The organism is Nocardioides sp. HDW12B, assembly GCF_011299595.1.
Lineage (GTDB): Bacteria > Actinomycetota > Actinomycetes > Propionibacteriales > Nocardioidaceae > Marmoricola_A.
Genome location: NZ_CP049867.1, coordinates 475,157 through 499,876 on the forward strand (window position 1 = coordinate 475,157; position 24,720 = coordinate 499,876).

Sequence of the window (24,720 nt, forward strand, 5' to 3'; positions counted from 1 at the left end):
CTAGGTCCTGTCGGCGCCGCATGAACCCGCATGAACCCGTGTGCTCACGGCTGCTGGTGCACCCGTCGGAAGTGACTCGGTGAGCTGCCGGTCCATCTCTTGAAGGCGTGCGAGAAGTTCGTGAGATCGCTGTAGCCGAGCTCGGTGGCGACCTCGCTGACTGACCTGGCGGGGTCGAGGAGCCGCATCGAGGCGCGGCCGAGCAGTGACTCCTGGAGCAGCTCGCGGAAACTGGTCCCCTCAGCGGCGAGGCGGCGCTTCAGGGTGCTCGCGGACATCGAGAACTCGTCCGCGACCGACTGGATCGTCCTGGCCCCGCACCCTTCGTCCAACAGGGCCTGCACCTTGCGGGTGAACTCCGGCGTGCCGGCTCGGCGTGCGAGCGCCTCCTGGAGCTGGGTGACGGCAAGTCCGTAGGTGATCGGGTCGGGGAAGCGGCAGGCGGCGGCAAGCGTCGTCGCAGGCATGTGCAGGTAGGACAACGGGGCGTCGAAGACGAGCCGGGACGCGCCCTTGGCCTCTCGGGGTAGCAAGCTCGGCTCAGGCCAGCGGCTGTGCATGGTCGCCTCCGACGCCTCGCCGACCAGCAGGTCGATCAACCGCATGAGCGCCAGTCCGCAGTAGGTGACGACCAGACAGTCGAGATCGGCGTCTCCTGCGTTCCCCGACAACCGGATCGTCAGGTCGTCCTTCTGTGGATGGAACTCCGTGGTGACCGCTTTGGTGATCAAGGGCAGATAGGTGAGCAGCTGCACGACCTCGGCGACGGTGCACGCGCTGACCAACGGGACGCTCAACGGTCCGAATGACGTGAGCTGGGCCTGTTCTGCGCAAGCGATCCCGAGCCGGGTGGCCTGCTCGGTGTCGAGGTCGGGATAGACCTCGCGGAACCACCGCAGCGGCGCCTCGTCCTGGGTCTGGATGAGAGCCAGCTCACCGGTTCCCTCGCGCGCCATGATGACGCGGAAACGCTCCACGGCGTCCTCGTCGATCGCCGGACTGCTCAGCAGCTGCACGAAGGCCAGCGACGGGACACCTGGCTCCTCAGTCCACACAGCAACCCCCAAGCGTGATCCGAATTCACAACATCCTGACACGGTACGACATGGCCCTAAGGGTGGTCGACGACCACCATCAGGGGAGACGTCAATTGCGGCGATAAGGAGAGTTGCAGATGGCAGTGGTCACCTTCATGTCATACGACGGGGAACAGCACGAGGCACCTCTCGAGGAGGGCAGCTCGCTGATGCAGGTGGCGACGAACAACGCCATTCCAGGCATCGATGCTGACTGCGGGGGAGAGGCCGCCTGCGGCACCTGCCACGTCGTCGTCGATCCCTCCTGGGCCGACAAGGTCGGCACGTCCGGCCCTGAGGAGGAAGAGATGCTGTCGATGAACCCCGACCGACAGCCGACCTCCCGACTGTCGTGCCAAGTCAAGGTCTCCCAGTCGTGGGACGGCTTGACCGTGCAATTGCCCGAGTCCCAGTGGTAGCAGGAGGTTCGACGAGATGAAGATCCCCGAAACAGTGAAGACGAAGGTCGAGGCGGCCATCCCGCTGGATCGACAGGTCCAGGGCGCGCACCTGTACGACAAGGGTCGACGGTGGCTCACCGGCACGAACGGGAAGAAGATGTTCGTCGAACGCCCGATCCCGCCCGTCGAGGACGTCGCGCTGGCTGATATCGACCTCAGCAACCCCTTCCTCTACCGGCAGGGGCGCTGGGCCTCCTACTTCGAGCGGCTGCGCAACGAAGCCCCGGTGCATTACCAGCCCAACAGTCCCTTCGGGCCGTTCTGGTCGGTGACGCGGCACGCCGACATCATCGCGGTGGACAAGAACCACGAGGTCTTCTCGGCAGAACCATTCATCATCATCGGGGAACCGCCGCGATTCATGGACATCGCGATGTTCATCGCCATGGACCCGCCCAAGCACGACGTCCGGAGGCGCGCCGTTCAAGGTGTCGTCGCTCCGAAGAACCTCCGCGAGATGGAGGGGCTCATCCGCGAGCGCGTCAGGGACGTCCTCGACAGCCTGCCGGTCAACGAACCTTTCGACTGGGTGAGCACGGTGTCGATCGAGCTGACCGCGCGCATGCTGGCCACGCTGCTCGACTTCCCCTTCGAAGAGCGCCACAAGCTCGTCGAGTGGTCGGACCTGGCGACCTCGATGGAGCAAGCCAACGGCGGGCCATCCGACAACGACGAGCTGTTCCGCGGCATGGTGGGCATGGCGCGGGGCCTCAGTGCGCTGTGGCACGACAAGGCCGCCCGGCTCGCCGCCGGCGAAGAGCCCGGGTTCGACCTGATCACGATGCTGCAAAGCGACGAGAGCACCAAGGACCTGATCAAGCGTCCCATGGAGTTCGCAGGCAACCTGATCCTGCTCATCGTCGGGGGCAACGACACCACACGCAACTCGATGAGTGGGGGCGTTCTCGCGCTGAACCAGTTCCCCGACCAGTTCGAGAAGCTCAAGGCCAACCCCGAGCTGATCCCAACGATGGTCTCGGAGATCATCCGCTGGCAGACGCCGCTCGCCTACATGCGGCGGGTCGCGAAGACCGACACAGTGCTGAACGGCCAGTTCATCCGCAAGGGTGACAAGGTAGTCATGTGGTACGCCTCCGGCAACCGTGACGAGACCGTGTTCGAGCGACCGGACGAGTTGATCATCGACCGCCGCAACGCCCGCAACCACATCGCTTTCGGGTTCGGCGTGCACCGGTGCATGGGCAACCGATTGGCCGAGCTGCAGCTGCGGATCCTCTGGGAAGAGCTGCTCCCGCGTTTCGAACGGATCGACGTCGTCGGAGAGCCGGAATACGTGCAGTCCAACTTCGTCCGCGGCATCAGCAAGCTGATGGTCGAGCTCACCCCCAAGCGCGCCGAATGAGCTCAGGGCGGGCGGTGGTCGTCGGGGCCAGCCACGCCGGCGCGCAGCTGGTCACCAGCCTTCGCCAGGGAGGCTGGTCAGGCGAGATCCTGCTCGTCGGCGACGAACCGGTGCTCCCGTACCAGCGACCTCCGTTGTCCAAGGCGTACCTCGCCGGCAAGCTCGGCCTGACGGAGTTGGCCATCCGCTCGGAGGACTTCTACCTCAAGCAGGACATCAAGCGCGTGGCCGCCACCGTGGAGGAGATCGACAGGTCGGCGGGCGAACTCGTGCTCGGCACCGGTGAGCGGTTGGCGTACGACGCTCTTGCTCTGTGCACAGGAGCGCGCCCCCGACGTCTCGCCGCGAAGGGCGCCGATCTCGACGGCGTGCACTACCTGCGTCGGTCATCAGACGTTGAGGGGATTCGCGAGGACGCGATACCGGGGCGGAACGCCGTCATCGTCGGGGGTGGGTACATCGGTCTGGAGACCGCGGCGTCGCTGCGCGCGTTGGGCCTCCACGTCACGGTCCTCGAGGCCGCAGACCGAGTCCTCGAGCGGGTCACCGCTCCGGAGGTTTCGGCGTTCTTCACGCGGGTTCACCAAAGTGAGGGTGTCGACGTGAGGACGAACGCCTTGGTCGAGGCCCTGGTCGGCGACAGCCGTGTGCGGGAGGTCGTGCTCGCCAGTGGGGATTCCGTCGTGGCCGACCTCGTGATCGTCGGGATCGGGATCGAGCCGACCACCGAGCTGGCCGAGAAAGCCGGCCTGGTCGTGGACGACGGAATCCTGATCGACGCCCACGCCCGCACCAGCGATCCCACCATCGTGGCGGCAGGGGACTGCACCTCGCAGGACATGCCCCGCTACGGCCGCCGGATCCGTCTGGAGTCGGTTCCAAGTGCGGTGGAGCAGGCCAAGGTGGCGGCGGCAACCATCTGTGGCAAGGACAAGGAGATCGCGGCACTCCCGTGGTTCTGGTCCGATCAGTACGACCTCAAGCTCAAGATCGCGGGACTCAACACCGGCTACGACGACATCGTCTTGAACGGCGACCCGACCCGTGACCGCGACTTCACCTGCTACTACCTGCGCGGCGGTGAGTTGCTAGCCGCTGATTGCGTCAACCGCCCACGGGATTTCGTGACCAGCAAGCGCATGCTCGCGCAGGGAGACCGGGTCGACCCCGGTGCGCTCGAGCAGGCGGTCGAGTCAAGGGGGACGTCGTGACGGACCGAGAAGTCTTCACCCACGTGGTGGTCGGGGCTGGCAGTGCCGGCGCGGTGGTCGCGGCCCGATTGACTGAGGACCCGTCGGTCTCGGTCCTGCTGCTCGAGGCCGGAGGCCCCGCCGACGCCGACGAGGTGAGCATCCCCGCGGCATTCGCCAACCTCTTCAAGACCCGGTGGGACTGGAACTACCAGACAGCCGAGCAGAAGCAGCTGCAGAGCCGCCGCGCCTACTGGCCGCGGATGAAGGGGCTCGGCGGCTGTTCGTCGATGAACGCGATGATCTACATCCGCGGCAACCGTGCGGACTACGACACCTGGCGCGACGCCTACGGTGCCACGGGGTGGGGGTTCGAGGACGTGTTGCCTGCGTTCGTCCGGTCCGAGGGCAATACCCGGTTAGGCGGGCCGTTTCACGGCCAGGACGGGCCGCTGCACGTCGAGGACCGTCGCTACACCCATCCGCTCACGACCGCCTGGGTCGAGTCGGCCGTGACCGCCGGGTTCAAGCCGACCGACGACTTCAACGGCGCCGAGCAGGAGGGTGCCGGGCTGTACCAGGTGACCTGCCGCAAGGGGCGGCGCTGGTCGACCGCGAAGGCCTACCTCGAGCCGGCGGACGGGCGACCGAACCTCACGGTCCGGACCGGCGCGCTCGTCGAGCGGGTCGTCGTCGAGGGCGGCCGGGCCGTGGGCGTCGCCTACCAGCACGGGCGCGGGACCCGCACGGCGTACGTCGACGGGGAGGTGGTGCTCGCGGGAGGCGCGATCAACTCTCCGCAGCTGCTGATGCTCTCCGGCATCGGGCCCGGTGCGCACCTGCGCGAGGTGGGCGTCGAGGTGGTCGTCGACCTGCCGGGCGTCGGGCAGAACCTCCACGACCACCCGGCCGTGCCGCTGGTGTTCCGCACCCGCGGGACGACCGACCTGATGGATCACAACAACCTGGTGCAGTTCGCCCGGGCCAAGGCGACCGGCACAGGCCCGTTGGTCTCGAACGTCGCCGAGGGCGGCGGCTTTTGGCGCAGCCGGGACGACCTCCCGGCGCCCGACCTGCAGGTGCACGTGGCTCCGACTGGCTTCTGGGACAACGGTTTGCACGAGGCCACCGCACGGAAGGTGACCGTCGCGCCGACCCTCGTATCGGTGGCCAGCCGCGGAACGCTGCGGCTGCGCTCCACCGACCCGCGCTGGCACCCCGAAATCGATCCCGGCTACTACGACGACCCGGCTGACCTCGACGCGATGACCGCCGGCGTGCGCCGGATGCTCGAGACGGCCTCGACGGGTCCGCTTGCCGGGCACGTCGCCGGGCCGGGGTTGCCGACGATGGAGGCCTGGGGCGAGGACCCGACCGATGCGCAGATCGTCGATCACATCCGCGCTTACACCCAGACGCTCTACCACCCCGTCGGCACCTGCGCGATGGGTGGCGACGAGCGCGCGGTGGTCGATCCGCAGTTGCGGGTCCGCGGCGTCGAGGGCCTTCGGGTCGCGGACGCCAGCGTGATGCCGATGGTGACCCGCGGCAACACCAACGCACCCACGATCATGATCGGCGAGCGTGCCGCCGACCTTCTGCGCGGAAAGGCCTGACATGACGACGACCACCTCCACCACGCCCAAGGACAGCGCATCGGGGCGGGCCACGCTCGAGTCGGTCAACCCCGCGACCGGTGACGTCGTGGGTGTCCACCCCGTCCACGGTGAGGCCGACGTGCGGGCGGCCGTCGCCCGGGCGCGTGCCTCTGCGGACTGGTGGGCCGGGCTCGGCTTCGACGGCCGCAAGCAGGTGCTGACCCAGTGGCGCGGCGTCATCACCCGCCGGCTCGCGCAGCTGTGCGAGCTCGTCCACCAGGAGACCGGCAAGCCGCACGGCGACGCCCAGCTCGAGTGCGCCCTGGCGATCGACCACCTCGCCTGGGCCGGCTCACACGCCGAGAAGGTGCTCGGCCGCCGGCGAGTTTCGTCAGGCCTGCTACTGGCCAACCAGGCCGCATCAGTGGAGTACCTCCCGATGGGCGTCGTCGGTGTCATCGGCCCCTGGAACTATCCGGTCTTCACGCCGATTGGCTCGATCGCCTACGCCCTGGCCGCCGGGAACACCGTCGTCTACAAGCCGAGCGAGCTGACGCCCGGTGTCGGCACCTGGCTCGCCGACAGCTTGCGCGAGGTCGTGCCCGATCACGCACTGCTGCAGGTCGTGACCGGTTACGGCGAGACCGGTGCGGCGCTGTGCCGGGCCGGCGTGGACAAGATCGCCTTCACCGGCTCGACCGCCACCGGCAAACGGGTGATGGCCGCCTGCGCCGAGACACTGACCCCGGTTGTCATCGAAGCCGGCGGCAAGGACGCGCTTCTCGTCGACGAGGACGCCGACCTCGAGGCCGCGGCAGACGCGGCCGCGTGGGGGGCGTTCAGCAACGCCGGCCAGACGTGCGCCGGTGTCGAGCGGGTCTACGTCCACGAGCAGGTCCACGACCGGTTCGTCGAACTGCTCGCCGAGCGCGCACGCGCCGTGCACGCCGGCACCGACGTCGACGCGAAGATCGGCCCGATGACCATGCCCGGCCAGCTCGACGTCGTACGCCGTCATGTTGCCGACGCGCTCGCGCACGGCGGACGGGCAGTCGTGGGCGGCGCCGAAGCGGTGGGGGACCGGTTCGTGCAGCCGACCGTGCTCGTCGACGTGCCCGAGGACAGTGAGGCGGTTGCGGAGGAGACGTTCGGGCCGACGGTGACCGTCCGCAAGGTGCGCGACATGGACGAGGCAGTCGAGCTGACCAACGGCGGCAAGTACGGCCTGGGGTCGGCGATCTACACCGCCAAGCGCGGTGACGATCTCGCGCGCCGGCTGCGCACCGGAATGACCTCGATCAACTCGGTGATCTCGTTCGCGGGGGTCCCGTCGCTTCCCTTCGGCGGGGTGGGTGACTCGGGCTTCGGGCGGATCCATGGGCCCGAGGGGCTGCGGGAGTTCGCCTACGCAAAGGCCGTCACCCGGACCCGGTTCAGAGCGCCGCTGAACCTCACCACCTTCGACCGCACCCCGGCCCAGGACTCGACATTGGCCACCATCCTCCTCGCTCTGCACGGGCGCGCCTCCCAGCTGCCGAAGCTCCCGCGAAGGCCGCTCGAGACGATCCGCGGACGCGCAGACTGATCACTCGAGGGCTCGTGGTGGCAAGCGCACGTAGCCGACTGGGATCTCTCGGGCACGTGTGCGTTCCCACATTGCTTTGACCCGGGGAACTGCCGCGGTTCATGGACATCGCTGGCTGCCACGTGACGGCCGGGTCGGCGGTGAGCACACATCTGGTCGTCACCACCTCTCCAGTGAGTCGGTGACGACGGCAGGGGCCAGCGAGTGGGCCGTCTCTGCCGCCGGTCTCGGGGCGGGCGGCGGAGCCTTCTCTGCGCACTTTGGCTACTGCACCCGTGAGCCGGAACGGGCGGTCTGTGGGCACCCGCCCGTTCTCAACGTCCCCACCTCCTTGATGCACGAGTGGCGGGCAGTGGTCCTGCCCGCGTCGCGATTCTCTCAGCCACGTACCGCTGCTCCTCGCGAGCGCTGCCAGATCAACTCGGCTTCGGCAGTGACCGCGCGATGATCTCCTTCATGATCTCAGTGGTGCCGGCGTAGATCTGACTGATCCGTAGGTCGGTCCAAGCTCGCGCGATGGGATATTCCTCCATGTATCCGTAGCCGCCGTGGAGCTGCAGACAGGTGTCGGCGACCTGCTGGGCGCGTTCCGACGACCAGTACTTCGCCATCGCGGCGGTCGGGATGTCGAGCTCACCCTTGACGTGGAGTTCGATGCACTCGTCGACGAAGGCGCGGGTCACGCGGGCCTCGGTGGCGACCTCGGCAAGCTTGAACTTGGTGTTCTGGAATCCGAAGATCGGCTTGCCGAACGCCTCACGAGACAGCGTGTACTCGTGGGTGATGTCAAGCATCAGGTCCATCGACGCGGCACAGCTGATAGCGACGATGAGTCGCTCCTGAGGGAGTTGCATCATCAGCTGGATGAAGCCTTGACCTTCTTCGGTGCCGAGCAGGTTGCCGGCAGGGACGCGCACGTCGTCGAAGAAGAGTTCGCAGGTGTCCTGCCCCTTGAGGCCGATCTTGTCCAGGACCCGGCCACGCCGGAAGCCCTCTGAGCTGGTCGGGACCAGGATGAGCGAGACGCCGGCCGCGGCTTCCTCGGGGTTGGTCTTGCAGGCCACCAGCACCATGTCGGCGTGGTAGCCGTTGGTGATGAAGGTCTTCGCGCCGTTGATGACGTAGTCGTCACCTTCTCGGATCGCCTTGGTCTTGATGCCCTGCAGGTCCGATCCGGTTCCGGGCTCGGTCATCGCAATGGCGGTGACGGCCTCTCCGGACGCCATCTTGGGGAGCCACTCCTGCTTCTGCTCCTCGGTGCCGTAGTGCAACAAGTAGTGGGCCACGATGCCGCTGTGCAGCGAGGCGCCCCAGCTGCCGTCGCCGACTCGGGCCTGCTCTTCGATGAGAACCGCCTCATGGAAGAAGTCGCCGCCACCTCCGCCGTACTCCTCGGGGATCGAGGCGCAGAGCAGACCCACCTCGCCGGCGCGGGTCCAGAGCTCGCGGTCGACTCGCTTGTTCTCGATGAAACGCTCGATGTTGGGCTTGATCTCCTTCTCGCAGAAGGTGCGGGCGAGATCGCGGAAGTCGTCGAGGTCCTGGTTCATCCAGGGCGAACGGCGGCCAGGCATAAATCCTCCATAGGGCTGGTCGTGCTCCGGGTACAAGCTGTACCAAGCGTACGGGTGCAACGTGGACCGGCGCCAGACCCATGAGCTAGATTGCCCGCCGTGGATCTCGCGAAGTGGGTGGACACGGCAGTCGTCCGCCGGTCGACCGCGCACGAGTCTCACCGAGCGCCACGACGCGAGCAGATCGTTGTCGCTGCGGCTGCCGCGATCGAGGAGTACGGCGCAGGGGTTGGCACGGCTCAGATCGCTGAGCGGGCCGGCGTTGCGCGACCCCACGTCTACCGGCACTTCGACAGCAAAGACGACCTCGAGGGCGAGGTGCTGCGATTCGCCGCCACCCAGCTCATCGAGGCAGTGCGTCCCGCGATGCGGCGGAGCGGGACCGCGCCGGTGATTATCGAGGGTGTGATCGCGGCCGCCGTAGGTTGGGCTGAGGAGCACCCGAACCTCTACCGCTTCATGGCGGCCCGTCAGCAGACCAAGGCAACCCATCGAGCCCGGTTGGGGCGCACGCGATTCCTGGGGGAGGTCGTAGCCGCCGCATCGGCCTATCTGCGCACCCCCGACGTGGAGGTCGACCTCCCTGATGGCGTCATGGCGGGCCTGATGGGCATGGTCGACGCCGGCATCATCTGGTGGCTTGACCACCACGACGAGTCCCAACCTGAGGTCGTGACCCGGGTCGCCCACCAAGTCTGGTTGGTTCTGCGTGACGTTGCCCAAAACGTGGGGCTGGCGATCGACGACGAAAGCCTGCTCACCGTCCCATGACTCGGTGTCGTGGAGCGTCGTCGACTGTGACACACCTCGACACGGCGAAGGGCGACGGCGACCTCCGCGCTGGCACTCGTTACTGCGCCGCCCAAGAGCTTCCTCGCCTTGTCGGAGCCGGTAGCAGATGGTGTTCGGACTCAACGAGCCCACGGGGCGCTCCGAGCCAGGTCACGACCGAGCCCCTCCAGTTGACGGGGGGTTGGTGGAACCGGTGCCCTATGACTCGTTCCGGGTTTCGGCGTCATCGCAGGCGAACTGGCAGCGAGGTGAGCCCTCGAAAGGTGAGTCCTGACCGCCACTGCGGCTGGCCGGCAAGCTCGATGCGTGGGAACCGGGTCAGCAGCCGGGGGAAGACCTCGACGCCCTCGGCCCGTGCGAGGGCCGCACCCAGGCAGAAGTGAATGCCGGCGCCGAATGACAGGGGGGAGGGGGAGGGCCGGGTCACGTCCAGCGTCTCTGGGTCCGCGAAGCGGGCAGGGTCGCGATTGGCCGCCCCCAGGAGCGTCAGGACGATCTCGCCTTCGGCAATGTCAACCCCAGCGATGCTGGTCGGGGCCAGGGCTGTACGGCCGTCGGTCTGCACCGGGGTGTCGTAGCGCAGCAGCTCCTCGACGGCATTGGGGGCGAGGTCAGGGTCGGTGCGTAGCCGATGAAGCTGAGCGGGATGGGTCAACAGCGCCGTCAGCCCGTTGCCGATGAGGTTGCTTGTCGTCTCGAACCCGGCGGCGAAGAGCAGGATGGCGGTGCCGACGGCTTCCTCGTCGTCGAGCGTGTCGTCACCCTGGGCTTGAGAGATCCGGCTGAGCAGGTCGTCCTGAGGGTCGCTGCGCTTGGATGCGAGCAGATGGCTGAAGTACTCGGCCAGCTGGTTCTCGGCGTCAGCTGCGCGCCGCACGGCCTCGGCGTCCGCGGTTGGTTCGAGGGGCGCCACCAGAGCCCGTACCAGGGGGGCTGCCTGTTCCCGGTCCGCCACGGGCACCCCCACGAGGTCGCTGATGACGTGGACGGGGAGCGGCAGCGCCAGCGAGGCGATGGCATCGATCTCACCTTGTGAGGAGGCGGCATCGAGGAGGGTGTCGGTCCACCGGATGACGGAGTCACGCAGCCCCTCGACGTGGCGGTGGGTGAACACGTCGGTGACCAGCCGCCGCAGCCGAGCATGGTCGGGCGGGTTACGAAACAGCATGGTGCGTCGGAACCGCTTCATGGCGCTGCGGGAAAGTTCCTCGGGAACGTCGGTCAGTCGAAACCCCAGCGACTCGTCGACCTTGCCGAGGCAACGGTCCCGCAAGGCGGCGTCGCAGTCGGCATATCGGCTGAGCACCAGGACTCCCGACCTGCTGCGCAAGACCGGTGCGCTCTCCCTCAGTCGGCGGTAGGCATCGTACGGGCCAGCGGTGCCGTGGTCTCCGAGGAGAATCTCGACCAGCAGCGACTCGGGCTCGGTGACGCCGAGGGACCGGCTCATCGGAGCACGCCCACCCGGTGGGACTGATCCATGTCCACCACGATGAAGAGTGCATCGGGGCGGACCGTGAGTCGATCGGCTGCGTCGACCAGTGCTGCGGAGCAGTGGAGACTGCGTCCCTCGCGCCGGACCACCTGGGCGCTGGTCTCATCGTTCATGGCTTCCCCTGGAGTTCGAGAGCCGCCGCAGCGACTTCCATGGTGGACACAGCGGACTCCTCCTGGGCGGGAAGGGTTGCGGCTACCTCGGCCACAGATCTCCAGCGGTCGATGGTGGTGCCTTGGCTGCGGCCGGCTGCAGCCAGCGCGGACCACCCATCGGCGCTCCGCAAGACTGCGGTGCCGGCGTGCGTCAGTTCGGCGACGTCGGTGTGACGCGCCACGTCGAAGCAGAACTGGGACTGCAGCCGTCGGAACAGGCCGCCGCCGGTACCGGCCTTCTCGACGAAGGCGGTGAGCGAACGGAGTGCGACGTCGAGTTCGGCCTCGGGCAGGAGGTCGGGCCACCGCTCGACGTCCTCCGCGAACACGCTCACCCCGGTGAGCCCGGCTGCGGTGACCGCGCCGGCTGGCAGTACAGCTGCGCCGGGGATGATCGAGGCATCGCCGCCCTGCAGCTGCTGGACGGATGACCTGAGGGCTGAGGCTGCGGCGCTGTGCAATTCAGGCAGGGTTCGTGGCCAGCGGACGAAGTAGGTGGTGTGCCGGGTCGGGACCGGGAATGCCCGTGACGACCGGGCTCGCGCCAGCGCAGCGTAAGGGACCTCCTGGACCTCGGTGCGGTCGTTGTCGACGACGTGGGCCACCTCGGCGTCGTCGTCGTAGCCGATTACTACGATGTCGTGGCGGCTCATGCGGAGTCGTACGTTGAGGTAGGGGAGTTCGCCGATGTCGGCCCAAACCATGACGGGTCGGCCTTGCTGGAGCTCTTGCCGGACCCATTCCCAGCCGAGCACCGGGTCATCCGTGTCGCGCAGGTCGACCTCGGCGCCCAGCCGGGTGAGCAGGTCGAGCTCGAGCTCGCTGCTGCGGCCGACCAGGTAGATCGGTGGACTGAGATCGGCCAGCCTGAGATAGGTGAAGCCGAGACCGCCACCCAGTCCGAACACCAGACCCTCGCTGGGAGGCTCACTCCAGCCGAGTCCTGCCCACTCCAGAAGGTCTCGCAGGGCTCCCGAGCCGCAGTGACCCGCCATCCGGTGGGGGTAGTCGAGCACTACCCGAGCGGGCTCGTCGGAGATGCCGGGACTTGTCACATCAGCTCCTGGAGCTTGGCGAGCTTCGCTTCGTAGGCCACCTCGTGCACGAAGTCGATCTCGCCCTTGTGAGCGATGTCATCGACGTTCGTGCTTCTGCAGAAGTGGTCATGGACCTCGCCTGATTGACAGTGAGCGGTCATCTGACCATACGGTGACAGAACTAGCAACTATGTAAACGGCCGATTAGAGATGATCGGCCGATATAGATGTAGTGCGCGGCTGTCAGCGTTCAGACAGAATCGCCAATATGTAAGGTGTGCGCGTGTCCACGCCATCCCTGCGCGCGCAGTTCCGCCATCAGGTGCGCGAACGCGCCCTGCAGGTCGCTCAATCGCTGACCGTTGAACGAGGGTGGGCTCAGGTGCGAGTGAACGAGGTCGCGGAGCTCACCGGGGTCTCGCGGCCCACGCTGTACGCGGAGTTCGGAGACAAGCACGGGCTGGGAGAGGCGTTGGTCCTCCGCGAGACAGATGCCTTCCTCTCCGGCATCGCCGAGGTGCTCCGTCATCACCACGACGACGCTCAGGGCGCGGTCACCGAGGCCGTGCGCTACGCCCTGGAGCAGGCCGAGGCCAGCCCCCTCCTGAGGGCGATCCTGACCTCGACCCGGGGTGTCGATCAGGACTTGCTGCCCTTGCTCACCACGGATGCCGCCCCGATCTTCCGGGCAGCCTCCGAGACCCTCGTCGCGTGGTTCTCCCTACATTTCCCGCAGTTCCCGGACGGGGACGTCGAGGCCGCCGTCGATGCCCTGGTACGCCTCACGGTCAGTCACATCGTGATGCCTGCTCAGGAGTCACCCGACCAGACCGCCGCGCGTCTGGCGAGCCTCGCGTTGCGCTTCATCGAACCGCGCGGGGTGGAGGCCTGAGTTCGCGCCGCCGGGGCTGAGACGGGGCACCAAGGTGCCCCGTTGACGTCACCGGCCAGGTGACGTGATCAGTGGCAGCGAGGTGAACCCGCGGATGGGACCGGACCTCAGTCGCGTCGCCGAGTCGTGGTCCACGTCCCAGTGGGGATGCCGAGCCAGGAGTGCGGCGAGCGCGAGTCGGGCCTCCATGCGCGCAAGCGCAGCGCCGAGGCAGAAATGGATGCCACGGCCGAAGGCGACCTGGCGCTCGGGCTTGCGGTCGATGTCGAACTGGTCCGCGCCCGGGAACGCGAGATCGTCACGGTTGGCTGAACCGAACAGCAGGAGAACCGTGTCGCCGGCACCCATGTGGACGTCATGGAGAGTCTCGTTGCGGGTCAGAGTGCGCGAGAGCCCCTGGACGGGTGAGTCGAATCGAAGCAACTCCTCCACCGCCGCGGGGATGAGCTCGCCGTTGTTGGCGAGGCGCTCTCTCGCGCCGGGGTGGTCCGCGAGGACCACGGCACTGTTGGAGAGCAGGTTTGTGGTCGTTTCATGTCCGGCGACGAGGAGGAGAAGGCAGAAGCCGAGCAGTTCGTCGTCGCTGAGTCGCTGACCCTCCACCTCGGCGTGGACCAGAGCAGACATCAGGTCCGGCTGGGGGCGGACGCGACGCTCCTCGAGAAAGCCAGTGAAGTAGTCGTAGAGGGCAGCCGCGGCCTCCAGGCCCTCGCCGAACTCCCCCCGAACGGGATTGGACTGGATCAGAGTTGTGGACCAGCTGCGGAACTGCGGGCGATCTGCGCGAGGAACGCCGAGCAGATCGGCGATCACGATGGCAGGCAAGGGGCCGGCGAAGTTGTCGACGAAGTCCCATGGCGTGCCCGACCCTGGAGTCTGGTCCAACAGCTCCTCGATGAGACCGCCGATTGTGTCCTCCAGAGCAGCGATCCGGCGTGCCGTGAAGGCTCTGCTGACCAGGTGACGAAGCTGGGTGTGGCGCGGCGGATCAGTCATGATCATCATCGGCAGGAACAGCTGGGTCATGTCCACACCCGGGGGTGTGGGGAAGACGCCCGAGGCCGAGGAATAGGTGTCGGGGTCGATCAGCGCAGCGCTGACATCGTCGTACCTGCTGAGCACCCAGCACCCGGCCGCCTTCGACCAGTAAACCGGCGCGTGCTCGCGCAGCTCCCGATAGATCGGGTAGGGGTCTGTGACGACCTGAGGGTCGAACGGGCTATAGGTCACAGGACTGTAAGTCGCAGTGTTGTCCGTCATGATGCCTTCCCCATGGCCGACAGAGAGTTTGTACTACGAGTACAACATAGGATGAGGTCAGGCGCCAGGGGTGAAGCGGAGAACGCCGGGGTGCTCCCCGCCCTGGGACAGTGGTAGTGCCCTGGGATTTGGGAAGGAGGCGGATCAATGCGTCAGGTCCCGGCCAAGCTGGCCAGCAAGCTCTATGGCGCGGCGGATCTGATCGCCGACCGCGGTCTGGCCGACGCCAAGATCGATGAGATCGCCGATGCGGCTGGGATCCCCAAGGCGACCCTTTACTACTACTTCACTGGCAAAGAGGAGATTCTGGCGTTCCTCCTCGGGGACGTTCTTGAACTGATCGCTGGAGAGGTCGGGGCCGCAGTCGCCGCGCCCGGCACCGCCGAGCAGCGACTCCGGGCGGCGGTGTTGGCCCAACTCACGGTGATGCTTGAGCAACCGGCCGTGTGCAGAGCCCTCGTCGGCGACCTGGGCCGAGCCACCAGGCTGCCCGAGCTCGCCCTAGCGCTGAGAAGCGCCTTTCACCAGCCCATCGAGCAGCTTCTCCACGACGGTGTGGCTGACGGATCGCTACGTCAGGTCAAGGACCCGCCGAACGTTGCCCTCAGCATCTTCGGTGCAGTCACCGTGGCAGGCCTCAGCCTCATGGTCGAAGATCCGTCCCGGGACGCCGGCAGTCATGCGGGACGCGCTTCAGAGGCGATCTGCGATCTCTTGCTCTACGGCATCCAGGCGCGCGCCTAGTTGTGATGTCCAGGCAGGTTGGTCGAGCAGGTGCGACGACACGATCTGATGTCGTAAATGGGTGAAGGCCTCCCGATGTGGAGTGGAGCTGTCTAGGAACCGCTTCACACCCAGGAGGCCTTCGTGTCCCACGCTAACGCTGCACTGACCCCGCGCCACCGACTGCGGCTCGCGCGGCTGATCGTCGACGACGGTTGGCCGACCTCGCGGGCGGCGAAGTTCTTCAACGTCTCCTGGCGGACCGCGGACCGATGGGCGCAGCGCTACCGAACGGAGGGGCCGGTCGGTATGAACGACCGCTCCTCAGCCCGGCAGACCCAGCACGCCAAGACGCCCCAGCCTCTGGTGCGCAAGATCGTGCACCTGCGGTGGAAGCAGCGGCTCGGGCCGGTCCAGATCGGCGGCCGGCTCGGGATGCCTGCTTCGACCGTCCACGCCGTGCTTCGCCGATGCCGGCTCAACCGGCTCTCCCATATCGACCGGGTCACCGGCGAACCGGCCCGCCGCTACGAACGGGCCCAGCCCGGCGAGCTGATCCACGTCGATGTCACCAAGTTCGGCAACATCCCCGACGGAGGCGGCTGGCGGTTCGTGGGCATCGAACAGGGCTGGGCCAACCGACAGACCACCCGCGACAGGACCGGCCAGCGCAGCAAGCGCCACCAACCAAGGCTCGGGAACTGCTTCGTGCACACCGTCATCGACGACTACTCCCGCGTGGCCTACGCCGAGATCCACGACGACGAGAAGGCGGTTACCGCGACCGCAGTCCTCTACCGCGCAGTGGCGTGGTTCGCCGAACGCGGCGTGACCGTCGAACGTGTGCTCTCCGACAACGGGTCGGCCTACATCTCGCACCTATGGCGCGACAGCTGCGCCGACCTCGGCATCGAGCACAAGCGGACACGCCCCCGACGACCCCAGACCAACGGGAAGATCGAGAGACTCCACCGGACCTTGGCTGACGGCTGGGCCTACAAGAAGCTCTACACCTCCGAGGACACCCGACGGGCCGCCCTGCCAGGATGGCTCCACTCCTACAACCACCACCGGCCCCACTCAGCGCTCGGCGGCCTCCCGCCCATCACCCGGTTGACCAACCTGGATGGACATCACACCTAGTCAGCGAAGGGCTGACAGGGCCAGTCTGAATCGTTAATCCCTAGCTGTAGTTCCCCGTGAGGTTGTGAACGCGGGCTGCGGGGACTTGGCCGCCGATGCCGGTGTGGGGTCGGTGGTGATTGTAGGAGTGGAGCCAGTTGTCGGCGTAGGTGGCTGCGCGAGCTTCGTCTGAGGAGTAGGCCTGGGCGTAGGCCCACTCGCTGTTCAGGGTCCGGTTGAAGCGTTCGACCTTGCCGTTGGTCTGTGGTCGATAGGGCCGGGTCCGGCGGTGCTTGATGGTCTCGCCGAGCGCTGCGTTGAAGGCGTTGGAGCGGTAGCAGGCGCCGTTGTCGGTCATCACTGCGGTGACCGTGATGCCGGCCGCGGCGAAGAAGGCGTTGGCCCGCAGCCAGAACCCGGCGGCGGTCTCCTTGCGCTCGTCGGTGTGCTGCTCGGAGTAGGCCAGGCGGCTGTGGTCGTCGACGGCGTGGTGGAGGTAGACGTAGCCGCGTGAGGGTGTCGCGCCACGACGGGCTGCTGCGTCGCGGGCAGCTCCGGCGCGACGGTCCTGGGCCGAGCCGCGACCGTGAACGCGCCAGCCTCCGCCGTCGGGGATGCGGCCGAGCTTCTTGATGTCGACGTGGACCAGCTCGCCGGGACGGGCGACCTCGTAACGCAGAGGGCGGGGCCTGCGGACCGGGAGTCCGGTGGCCTGGTCGAGGTGGGCCAGCAACGGCATCCGATAACGCTGCAGCACTCGTCCGACGGTCGAGCGTGGGACGCCGAGGTGGTAGCTGATCCGGTGCGGGCCCCATCGGCGGCAGTACCGCAGCTTCACGATGCGCCGCTCGAGCCGCGTGGGTGTCCTGGTCGGCGTCGTGTGCGGCCGCGACGGCAGGTCGGTCATCGGCAGACCAGCGCGATACCGAGCCGCCCACTTCGAGGCCGTGGCCGGTGAGCACTGGAACCGCTCAGCCGCACGGCGCACCGGCCAGTGCTGCACCACGATCAATTCGGCCAGACGTCGGCGACCAAGTGGGGTCAGCGGGGCGTTAGCGTGAGTCAACGAAGACCTCCGGGCGAGGGTTGGTGTGGTAACCCCCTCCGTACCGGAGGTCTTCGTCTATCCGCTCACGCCACGCTGTTCACAACCTGCCGGGGAACTACACCTAGCTCTCGAACGGAACGCAGCGGGCACACGTGTCGTGGTGGGTGACAGCTCGTACCTGGGTCTAGGTCGTCATGGAGCCAGAGCGGCACGGCAATGCGGAAGTGTTCCTGGAGGTCTGGCGCCGGAAGCCGGCAGGTCTTTCCCGTCGGGCAGATGTGTGTCGCCTTGTTCTCTCTCGTCCGATGACGGCTACTGAGTACCTCGGGAGAAGTGCTCGACGCCGACCGTGACGAACACCGCCTTCGACGTCCCCACCAGGGACCCCTCGGGATCGGTCAGGCTGGCGGTGAGGAACAGCTTGCGCCCCTCGTAGCTGCTCACGTGTGCCTCCATCCGGTAGGGGACGCCAATCAGTACCGGTGCTCGGTAGTCGACCGTCAGCTGGCGTGTGACCGCGGGTGTGCCGACGAGGTAGAGCAGGAAGCCGTAGAGGTCGTCGATAACGGTGGCGACTGCGCCGCCGTGCGCGATGCCGGGAGCGCCGACGTGCCGGTTGTCGAAGGTGTGATCGGCCACGACGCCGTCTCCGTCGCGGCGAACCTGGAGGTGATGGCCGTGCGGGTTGTCGGGCCCGCAGCCAAGGCACTGCTCGTGGTGGGGCGGGAGGTCGACTCCGTCCGGGTGTGGGCGAAACTTGTCCACCCAGGTGGCGAGCACGGAAGGCAGGTCAGTCATGGGGTGCACGGCCTCTCAAGAGTTGGGCCCAGGCGGCGAGGACCTGTTCTTGGCGATGGACTGGGTGGGGGGCGAGCAGGCCGCTGACACCCCTGCCGAGGAGTAGGTCGAGGGTGAGCCGGATCGAGACCGGGTCGTCGGTGACGTAGCGGCGGCAGATCTGCGCAAGCTCGTCGTTGACCCGCTCCTCGGCTGGGATCAACTGGGCGCGCAGGTCGGGGTGTGAACGCGCCGCCACCCACAGCTCCAGGGTGGCGGCGTACAGCGGACCCGACAGCGCGTCCGCCAGCAGCCCGAGCGCAGCCTCCTGCAGCTCGAGCGGATGTGGTGTCCGCCTCTCTCCTCCGGTCGTGGCCGACGACAGCGCGGCCAATGCCTCGTGTACCAGCGTCAGGCGCTTGTGCGCCAGATGCTCGACTGCCGCGACCACCAATTGGTCCCGCGTCCCGAAGTGGTGCAGCTGTGCGCCTCGCGAGAGCCCGGCCTTCTCGGCCACGGCCGCACTCGTGGTCCCGATGTAGCCCACCTCGACCAGGCACGCGACGGTGGCCTCCAGCAGCAGGCGGCGGGTGGCAGCGGAGCGCTCCTCCTGCCGCCTCGCTTGAATGTGCACGGTCACAACTTACATGCATGCACGAATGTATGTTGCACGGCGCTGCAGACGCCTTGCGATGTGCGGTCACGGGCAGCTGGTGGTACAGCGAGAGAGAGGCCCCAACACTACCCTTTCCCTCCTATCTAGTTCGGCGTAGCGTGGGTGGCGACCGATGCGTCGGGGTGATGGTGCTGCCCGGTTCGGCCGCAGGGGTTGGAGGTGAGCGACGTGAGCTACCCGGGTCCGAACGTGCCGGCATGGCAACAGCTCGGGAGCGCGCTCTGGGAGGTGCTGGCCGTCGTGGGGTGGACGCTCATCGCTGGCCTCATCGCGACTGGTGGATGCTGGTACCTGGGACAGTTCCTGTATACGGACTGGGTCCGCGAGCATCCTCCGCCACGACTCCGCTTCCTGGCAGAACGCAGGTTGCGCCGGGACTTCGCCCATGGGTTCAGCGATCTCGAGAAGTACCTCCGCGAGGGCGATCCGGCGCGCGCCAGCGACAGGGCGGCTCGACCGGGCCGGTCGTGGACCTGGAGGCACCAGGGCGGGCTCTGATCGAGAGGCTATGCCGGATAGCCGTGATGCCTCGACTGTCTGGGGGTGCCGCAGCCAGGTCTCGGGTGCCCGGCGACCCGCCGGGGTGTCTCTCAGGCGCGGACCTCGATGTTTTGCCTATCGGCAGCCTCTCCTTCGGAGGAATTTCCCCGGCCTGCCTACAGTTTTGATTGAAACGAAACCGTTCCGTTTCGATCGAGCATCAGGAGCACCACACGTGACACCACAGGAGGCGGCCCTCCGGCCCCGCATCGAAGGTGAGCGCGAGCAGGAGATCCTGGTCGCGACGCTCGACGTGCTAGCCGACGTCGGCTACGACCGCCTCACCATGGACGCCGTCGCGTGTCGCGCGAGGGCCTCTAAGGCCACCCTCTACCGCCGGTGGCATTCGAAGGCCGCTCTGGTGATCGAGGCCGTCATGCTCCACAAGGGTCCGGCCGCCTCGCCCGATACCGGCAGCTTCCGTCAGGACCTCATCGCGATGAGCTGCGGGGCTGGCGGCCTCACCGACGCGAAACCGCTCGGGATGCTGGCCAGCATCATCACCGCGCTCAACCTCGACGACGAGTTCGCCGAGCGATTTCGGCGAGACTTCATCGGCCCCAAGGTGGCCATCGGTCGGCTCGTCTACGAGCGAGCACAGGCCCGCGGCGAGATCCGCGCCGACCTGGACATCGACCTAGTGACGCCGGCGCTGACCGGGATGGTCCTGCATCGAATCTTCCTGATGGGCGAGCACGCCACCCCCGACCTGATCACCGCCCTGATCGACCAGATCATCATCCCGGCCTGCCGCCCGCAGGCCCAGGCACCTCGCGAAGACAAGGAATAGCTCGTGACTGAAATCGACCGCGTCACCACCCCACCCGCCGACGCGGCCCGCATGGCCGCCCCACAGCGCGAGCTCCACCTGGGCTGGGCTCTGGTCCTCATCTCGATTGCCCAACTGATGGTTGTGCTCGACGCCACCATCGCGAACATCGCGCTGCCCTTCATCCAGGTCGACCTGGAGATCAGCAACGCTAACTTGGCGTGGATCGTCACCGGCTACGCTCTGGCGTTCGGCAGCCTGCTGCTGCTTGGCGGCCGGCTTGGTGACCTCTACGGCCGCCGCAAGGTGTTCATGGCCGGCCTCGGCATCTTCGCGGTCGCTTCCCTGCTCGGTGGGCTCGCGACCAACGAGCCGTTGCTGCTCGGTGCCCGCGGACTGCAGGGCCTCGGTGCTGCACTGGCCTCCCCGGCCGCCCTAGCGCTGATCACCACCACGTTCCCCGCAGGCCCAGCCCGCAACCGGGCCTTCGCGGTTTATGCGGCGATGTCCGGCGCGGGTGCGGCCGTCGGTTTGATCCTCGGTGGCTGGCTGACCGGTACATCGCCGGAGTTCTTCGGCATGGTCGTTGACGGCTGGCGCCTCACCTTCTTGATCAACGTGCCGATCGGCCTTGGTGCCGCCGCTCTGGCGCCGCGCTTCCTCAACGAGTCTGAGTCCCACCCGGGCGAGCTCGATTTGCCCGGCGCCGTCTTCGGCACCCTGGCGCTGGTCGGCATCGTCTACGGCCTGTCGCGAGCCGGCACTGAGGGGTGGAGCGACGCGCTCACCATCGCCAGCCTGATCGTGGGCAGCTTGCTACTTGCCGTCTTCGGGCTGGTCGAGAGCCGAGTGGAGCACCCGCTGCTCCCGTTCCGGATCTTCACCAACCGAACCCGGGCGGCCAGCTTCGTAGCGATGTTCCTCGCGCCCGCGGCGATGTTCGCGATGTTCTACTTCCTGAGCCAGTACCTGCAGAACGTCATGGGATACAGCCCGCTCAAGACCGGTGTAGCGTTCCTGCCGTTCACGGTGGGCATCGTGTTCGGGGCAGGTCTGGCCTCCAACCTGGTGAACCGGATCGCCCCCCGCTACATCTCGGGAGTCGGCACGCTGCTCGCAGCGGGCGCCCTATTCGGCTTCTCCCGGATCCCGTTCGACACCGAGTTCCCGGTCAGCGACGTGACGGGGACGTATCTCGCCAACATCCTGCCGTACACGGTCTTGATGGCGATCGGCATGGGCCTGACGTTCGTGCCGGTCACCCTGACGGCGGTCCACCACCTCCGCTCGGAGGAGTCCGGCGTCGGGTCCGGGGTGCTCAACACGATGCAGCAGGTCGGCGGCGCGCTCGGCCTCGCAGTGCTCGCCACCGTCGCGACACAGACGTTCACCGACCGGGGCGCCGAGCTGGCCCAGGCCAGCGCCGCTGCGGGCGGCGAGGCCCCGTCGGCGGAGGTCATGCAGCGGATGCAGGCCATCGTCGAGCAGCAGATCTTCACCGAGGGCTCGACCCAGGCTTTCCTAGTCGGCTCGATTCTGATGCTCGCGGCATCCGCGGTGATCTGGATCTTCCTCGACGTGAAGCACCAGGAGCTAGCCACCGACGGTCCCGAGGGCGTCCACGTCGGCTGAGGCAGCCCACTCACTCCGTGGCCCGGTCGTCAGCCGCAGAGGTTGGCGGGCACCGGGACAGTGGCGGCGTGGCCGGGCCGCGGAGATGAACTCCGGCGTGAGCCGTATGACTCATCGCGAACGGTGACGTGATCGGCGTCCACGCCACGCAGCAGCGAGCAGCCCTTTACGTCACGGTAGGACAGCCATACCGCTGGTGCCATCGCACCGCGACCGACATCGCCTCACGGGAAACCGGAACCCTGCGAACGCCGACGCCAATGCGGAAGAAGTGACTAAGAACAGTCTCCCGTGTTGCGACGTGATCGTGCCGCCTGGATCCTGGTTGTCAAGCAGTGGGAGCCCGCGATGGAGATCACCCGGTCGAGTTCGGTGCTGAGGACAGTGGTGACCGCCGATCGGCCGATCAGTCAACGTTCATCGCGTTCCTGCGAGCGAGACGGAGCGGATGCGGGAGCGCTGGGCAGAGTACCGTCGGGATCTTCGGTGACCGAGCCTCCGAGGTTCATGCTGGATCGCTTTCGGTCGGCCGTCAGACCGTGGGGGGTCTGGCGTGCAGCACCACATCATGCCCGGCCATTAGGCCCTGGTGGCGTCAATTCCGGAGCTCGACGACCGGTGGCCTCGGTCTCTTGGTTGAGCATGGTGAGCAGCTTGTCGCCCTCGATGTCGAGGTCGGGCAGCAGGCGGTCAAGCCATCGAGGCAGCCACCAGGCTCTGTCGTCGAAGACAGCCATGAGCGCCGGGACGAGGGTCAACCGGACGATGAATGCGTCGATCAGGATACCGGCGGCGAGTGCGAAGCCGACCTGCTTGATCATGATGTCGTGGCTGAAGATGAAGCCGGAGAACACCGCGACCATGATGACGGCGGCTGCGACGACGACGCGGCTGGCTTGGTCGAAGCCATGGATGACGCTTGGTCGCGCTGCCTGGCCGTGGATGTGTGCCTCGCGCATCGAGGAGACCAGGAAGACCTCGTAGTCCATGGCGAGCCCGTAGAGGATGCCGGTCACGATGATCGGCATGAAGCTCATGAGCGGACCACCGGTGTCGAAGCCGAAGAGTTCGCTGACCCAGCCCCATTGAAAGACGGCGGTGGTGGCGCCGAAAGTGGCCAGGATGCTGAGCAGGAAGCCGGCTGTGGCCTTGATCGGCACGACCACCGAGCGGAAGACGACCATCAGAATCAGGACGGACAGCACGATGATGATGCCGAGGTAGAGCGGAAGGACGCTGGCGATCTTGTCGGACATGTCGATTCCGATGGCGGTGAACCCGGTCACGCCCAGCTGCACCTGGTTGGCCTCGGCGATCGCGTTGTCGGGCCCGCGCAGCGACTTCACGAGGTCGCTGGTGGCCTCGTCGCTGGGGCCTGAGGTGGGGATGATGCTGAAGACGGCGAGGTCACCGGCCTCGTTGACGCCGACGGGGGCGGCCAGCACGATGTCGTCTCGGTCCTGGAACCCAGTGATCAGTTTCGCGGTCAGGTCGGGAGTGACGCGGCCTGCGGTGCCGGTGGGCTCGGCGGTGACCAGCAGGGGGCCATTGAATCCCTCACCGAAGCCTTGGGAGACGGCCTCGTAGCTTTGCCGGGCGGCGGTGTCCTGGTTCGCGGTCGCGCCGGAGGGGATGCCAAGGTTCATGCTGGCTGCGGGGAGCGCCATCACGCCCAGGATCGCGACCACGCCGGCGATGACGGGCCACCTGAACCTGATCACACTCCTCACCCAGTGGTCAGCGACGCCGTGCGACTCCGCGTCCTCCTTGGCGCGGCGCCGGGATCGGGCCTTGTCGGAGCAGATGCGCTCCCCGACCAGTCCTAGCAGCGCGGGAAGCAGGCTGAGGGCGATGAGCACAGCGAGGGCCACCGTGGACGCTGCGACCAGGGCCATCGTCGACAACGACGCGATGCCGATGACAGTCAGCGCGGTCAGCGCGATGAGGACGGTGAGGCCGGCGAAGAACACGGCGCTGCCCGCAGTGCCGACCGCTCTGCCGGCTGCCTCTCGTGCGGTGAGTCCCCGGTCGAGGATCAGCCGTCGCTGCCGGTTGACGACGAACAGCGCGTAATCGATGCCGACGGCGAGGCCGACCATGAGTCCCAGGACGGGGGTGGCGGAGTTCATCTCGATGACCGTGGAGAGCGCGTACGCGCCACCCACGCCGATTCCGACGCCGACCAGCGCCGTGACCAGGGGCAGCCCGGCCGCGATGACCGAGCCCAGGGTGAGCACCAGCACGAGGGCAGCGACGGCGAGACCGATCACCTCGCCGATACCGACGGGGACCTCGAGGGCCTTGAGCGAGTCGCTCGGGAGAACGGTGATCCCCGTTCCCTGCTCGGCGCGCTCCACCACCTCGACCACTGAGGTGACGTCGTCATCGGTCAACGAGGTCGAGGCGACCGTGAACTGGAACTGGAACAGCGCGACCTGTCCGTCCGAGGACACCAGCACGCCGGGCACCGGGGCCCCATCCACCACGAGCGGCTGGTACGGGGGCGCCTGTTGCTGGTCCGACCCCGCTTGGGGTTCGACCGGTGCATCCTCTCGCGGAGAGCCCGCTGGCCCCTCCTCAGCGCCACCCAGCGCGGCGTCGAGCGGGTTGACGACCTTCTCGAGCTCATAGACGTCGCTGACGGTGCGGCTGATCACCGCAAGTCGCTCCGGTGTGTCGAGCCGCCCGCCGTCCGGCGCGGTGAAGACCACACTGGCCTGACCCCCCGAGGCCTCAGGGAGCTCGTCGGCCACGCGGTCAAGCACCGTCTGGGCCTGGGTGCCCTCGATCTTCATCTCGGAACTGACGCTCACGCCGTTGATGGCCACGGCACCGACGACCGCGGCGAGGACCGCGACCCAGCCCGCAATGAACAGCCACGGCCTGCCGAACGCGGTCTGTCCGAGCCGGTACAAGAAGGTGGACATGGATCTAGTGCTCCTTTGGGGGCGGGAG

Annotated in this window: 22 protein-coding genes; 12 read left to right on the plus strand and 10 right to left on the minus strand. The window is 67.3% G+C overall.

What is annotated here, in order from left to right; all coding sequences use genetic code 11:
• Positions 1–44: 44 nt before the first annotated feature.
• Complete coding sequence (locus G7072_RS02295; RefSeq protein ID WP_240917106.1) at positions 45–1,016, minus strand: AraC family transcriptional regulator; 972 nt, start codon at positions 1,014–1,016, stop codon at positions 45–47.
• Positions 1,017–1,174: 158 nt separating this feature from the next.
• Between G7072_RS02295 and G7072_RS02300 the strand changes: the two genes are divergently transcribed.
• Genes G7072_RS02300 through G7072_RS02320 form a run of 5 tightly spaced genes read left to right on the plus strand, consistent with a single transcriptional unit; the run spans position 1,175 to position 7,273 of the window.
• Complete coding sequence (locus tag G7072_RS02300) at positions 1,175–1,495, plus strand: 2Fe-2S iron-sulfur cluster-binding protein (protein WP_166084037.1); 321 nt, start codon at positions 1,175–1,177, stop codon at positions 1,493–1,495.
• Between the two features lie 16 nt (positions 1,496–1,511).
• Entirely contained in the window at positions 1,512–2,900 is a 1,389-nt protein-coding gene (locus tag G7072_RS02305; protein WP_166084039.1) for a cytochrome P450, read from the plus strand.
• Between the two features lie 14 nt (positions 2,901–2,914).
• Positions 2,915–4,111, plus strand: coding sequence for an FAD-dependent oxidoreductase (locus tag G7072_RS02310; protein WP_240917107.1), 1,197 nt, complete (start codon positions 2,915–2,917; stop codon positions 4,109–4,111).
• Positions 4,112–4,164: 53 nt separating this feature from the next.
• A complete protein-coding gene (locus tag G7072_RS02315) occupies positions 4,165–5,706 on the plus strand; it encodes a GMC family oxidoreductase N-terminal domain-containing protein (protein WP_240917246.1) in 1,542 nt (513 codons plus the stop codon).
• A gap of 1 nt (position 5,707) precedes the next feature.
• Positions 5,708–7,273 carry an aldehyde dehydrogenase family protein gene (locus G7072_RS02320; RefSeq protein WP_166084042.1) on the plus strand — a complete coding sequence of 522 codons (1,566 nt, stop codon included), beginning with the start codon at positions 5,708–5,710 and terminating at the stop codon, positions 7,271–7,273.
• Between the two features lie 416 nt (positions 7,274–7,689).
• Here the strand turns inward: G7072_RS02320 and G7072_RS02325 are convergent, their stop codons facing one another.
• The gene (locus G7072_RS02325; RefSeq protein ID WP_240917108.1) at positions 7,690–8,823 is read right to left on the minus strand and encodes an acyl-CoA dehydrogenase family protein; all 1,134 of its coding nucleotides are present in this window, start codon (positions 8,821–8,823) and stop codon (positions 7,690–7,692) included.
• Positions 8,824–8,946: 123 nt separating this feature from the next.
• Here G7072_RS02325 and G7072_RS02330 point away from each other — a divergent pair, with 123 nt between their 5' ends.
• Positions 8,947–9,618, plus strand: coding sequence for a TetR/AcrR family transcriptional regulator (locus G7072_RS02330; protein ID WP_206063247.1), 672 nt, complete (start codon positions 8,947–8,949; stop codon positions 9,616–9,618).
• 244 nt (positions 9,619–9,862) lie between these two features.
• Here G7072_RS02330 and G7072_RS02335 read toward each other — a convergent pair whose 3' ends face one another.
• The 3 genes from G7072_RS02335 to G7072_RS02345 form a co-directional block, all read right to left on the minus strand.
• The gene (locus tag G7072_RS02335; protein ID WP_166084043.1) at positions 9,863–11,089 is read right to left on the minus strand and encodes a cytochrome P450; all 1,227 of its coding nucleotides are present in this window, start codon (positions 11,087–11,089) and stop codon (positions 9,863–9,865) included.
• A gap of 154 nt (positions 11,090–11,243) precedes the next feature.
• Positions 11,244–12,284: a BtrH N-terminal domain-containing protein gene (locus tag G7072_RS02340; protein WP_166089554.1), complete on the minus strand. Its 1,041-nt coding sequence runs from the start codon at positions 12,282–12,284 to the stop codon at positions 11,244–11,246.
• 56 nt (positions 12,285–12,340) lie between these two features.
• Positions 12,341–12,487, minus strand: a complete 147-nt coding sequence (locus tag G7072_RS02345; RefSeq protein WP_166084044.1) for a hypothetical protein — start codon at positions 12,485–12,487, stop codon at positions 12,341–12,343.
• 122 nt (positions 12,488–12,609) lie between these two features.
• On the opposite strand from G7072_RS02345, the gene G7072_RS02350 reads away from it, so the two are divergent.
• Entirely contained in the window at positions 12,610–13,218 is a 609-nt protein-coding gene (locus G7072_RS02350) for a TetR family transcriptional regulator (RefSeq protein ID WP_206063248.1), read from the plus strand.
• Between the two features lie 48 nt (positions 13,219–13,266).
• Here G7072_RS02350 and G7072_RS02355 read toward each other — a convergent pair whose 3' ends face one another.
• Positions 13,267–14,478, minus strand: coding sequence for a cytochrome P450 (locus G7072_RS02355; protein ID WP_166084045.1), 1,212 nt, complete (start codon positions 14,476–14,478; stop codon positions 13,267–13,269).
• A gap of 147 nt (positions 14,479–14,625) precedes the next feature.
• On the opposite strand from G7072_RS02355, the gene G7072_RS02360 reads away from it, so the two are divergent.
• A complete protein-coding gene (locus tag G7072_RS02360; RefSeq protein ID WP_166084046.1) occupies positions 14,626–15,222 on the plus strand; it encodes a TetR/AcrR family transcriptional regulator in 597 nt (198 codons plus the stop codon).
• A 123-nt stretch (positions 15,223–15,345) separates the two neighbouring features.
• Positions 15,346–16,344, plus strand: a complete 999-nt coding sequence (locus G7072_RS02365; RefSeq protein ID WP_166084047.1) for an IS481 family transposase — start codon at positions 15,346–15,348, stop codon at positions 16,342–16,344.
• A gap of 40 nt (positions 16,345–16,384) precedes the next feature.
• Here the strand turns inward: G7072_RS02365 and G7072_RS02370 are convergent, their stop codons facing one another.
• From G7072_RS02370 to G7072_RS02380, 3 genes are all read right to left on the minus strand, one after another.
• A complete protein-coding gene (locus G7072_RS02370; RefSeq protein WP_166084048.1) occupies positions 16,385–17,389 on the minus strand; it encodes an IS481 family transposase in 1,005 nt (334 codons plus the stop codon).
• A 294-nt stretch (positions 17,390–17,683) separates the two neighbouring features.
• Positions 17,684–18,151 (minus strand): PaaI family thioesterase, encoded by a 468-nt coding sequence (locus G7072_RS02375; RefSeq protein ID WP_240917109.1) that lies wholly within the window; start codon positions 18,149–18,151, stop codon positions 17,684–17,686.
• Between the two features lie 10 nt (positions 18,152–18,161).
• Entirely contained in the window at positions 18,162–18,782 is a 621-nt protein-coding gene (locus tag G7072_RS02380) for a TetR/AcrR family transcriptional regulator (RefSeq protein WP_166084050.1), read from the minus strand.
• A 201-nt stretch (positions 18,783–18,983) separates the two neighbouring features.
• On the opposite strand from G7072_RS02380, the gene G7072_RS02385 reads away from it, so the two are divergent.
• The 3 genes from G7072_RS02385 to G7072_RS02395 all read left to right on the plus strand — a co-directional run bounded on the left by G7072_RS02385 (position 18,984) and on the right by G7072_RS02395 (position 21,765).
• The gene (locus G7072_RS02385) at positions 18,984–19,322 is read left to right on the plus strand and encodes a hypothetical protein (protein WP_166084051.1); all 339 of its coding nucleotides are present in this window, start codon (positions 18,984–18,986) and stop codon (positions 19,320–19,322) included.
• A 217-nt stretch (positions 19,323–19,539) separates the two neighbouring features.
• Entirely contained in the window at positions 19,540–20,154 is a 615-nt protein-coding gene (locus tag G7072_RS02390) for a TetR/AcrR family transcriptional regulator (protein WP_240917110.1), read from the plus strand.
• Between the two features lie 3 nt (positions 20,155–20,157).
• Positions 20,158–21,765, plus strand: coding sequence for an MFS transporter (locus tag G7072_RS02395; RefSeq protein WP_240917111.1), 1,608 nt, complete (start codon positions 20,158–20,160; stop codon positions 21,763–21,765).
• Between the two features lie 566 nt (positions 21,766–22,331).
• On the opposite strand, the gene G7072_RS02400 is transcribed toward G7072_RS02395, so the two are convergent.
• Positions 22,332–24,692, minus strand: a complete 2,361-nt coding sequence (locus tag G7072_RS02400) for an MMPL family transporter (RefSeq protein ID WP_166084053.1) — start codon at positions 24,690–24,692, stop codon at positions 22,332–22,334.
• Positions 24,693–24,720: the final 28 nt, after the last annotated feature.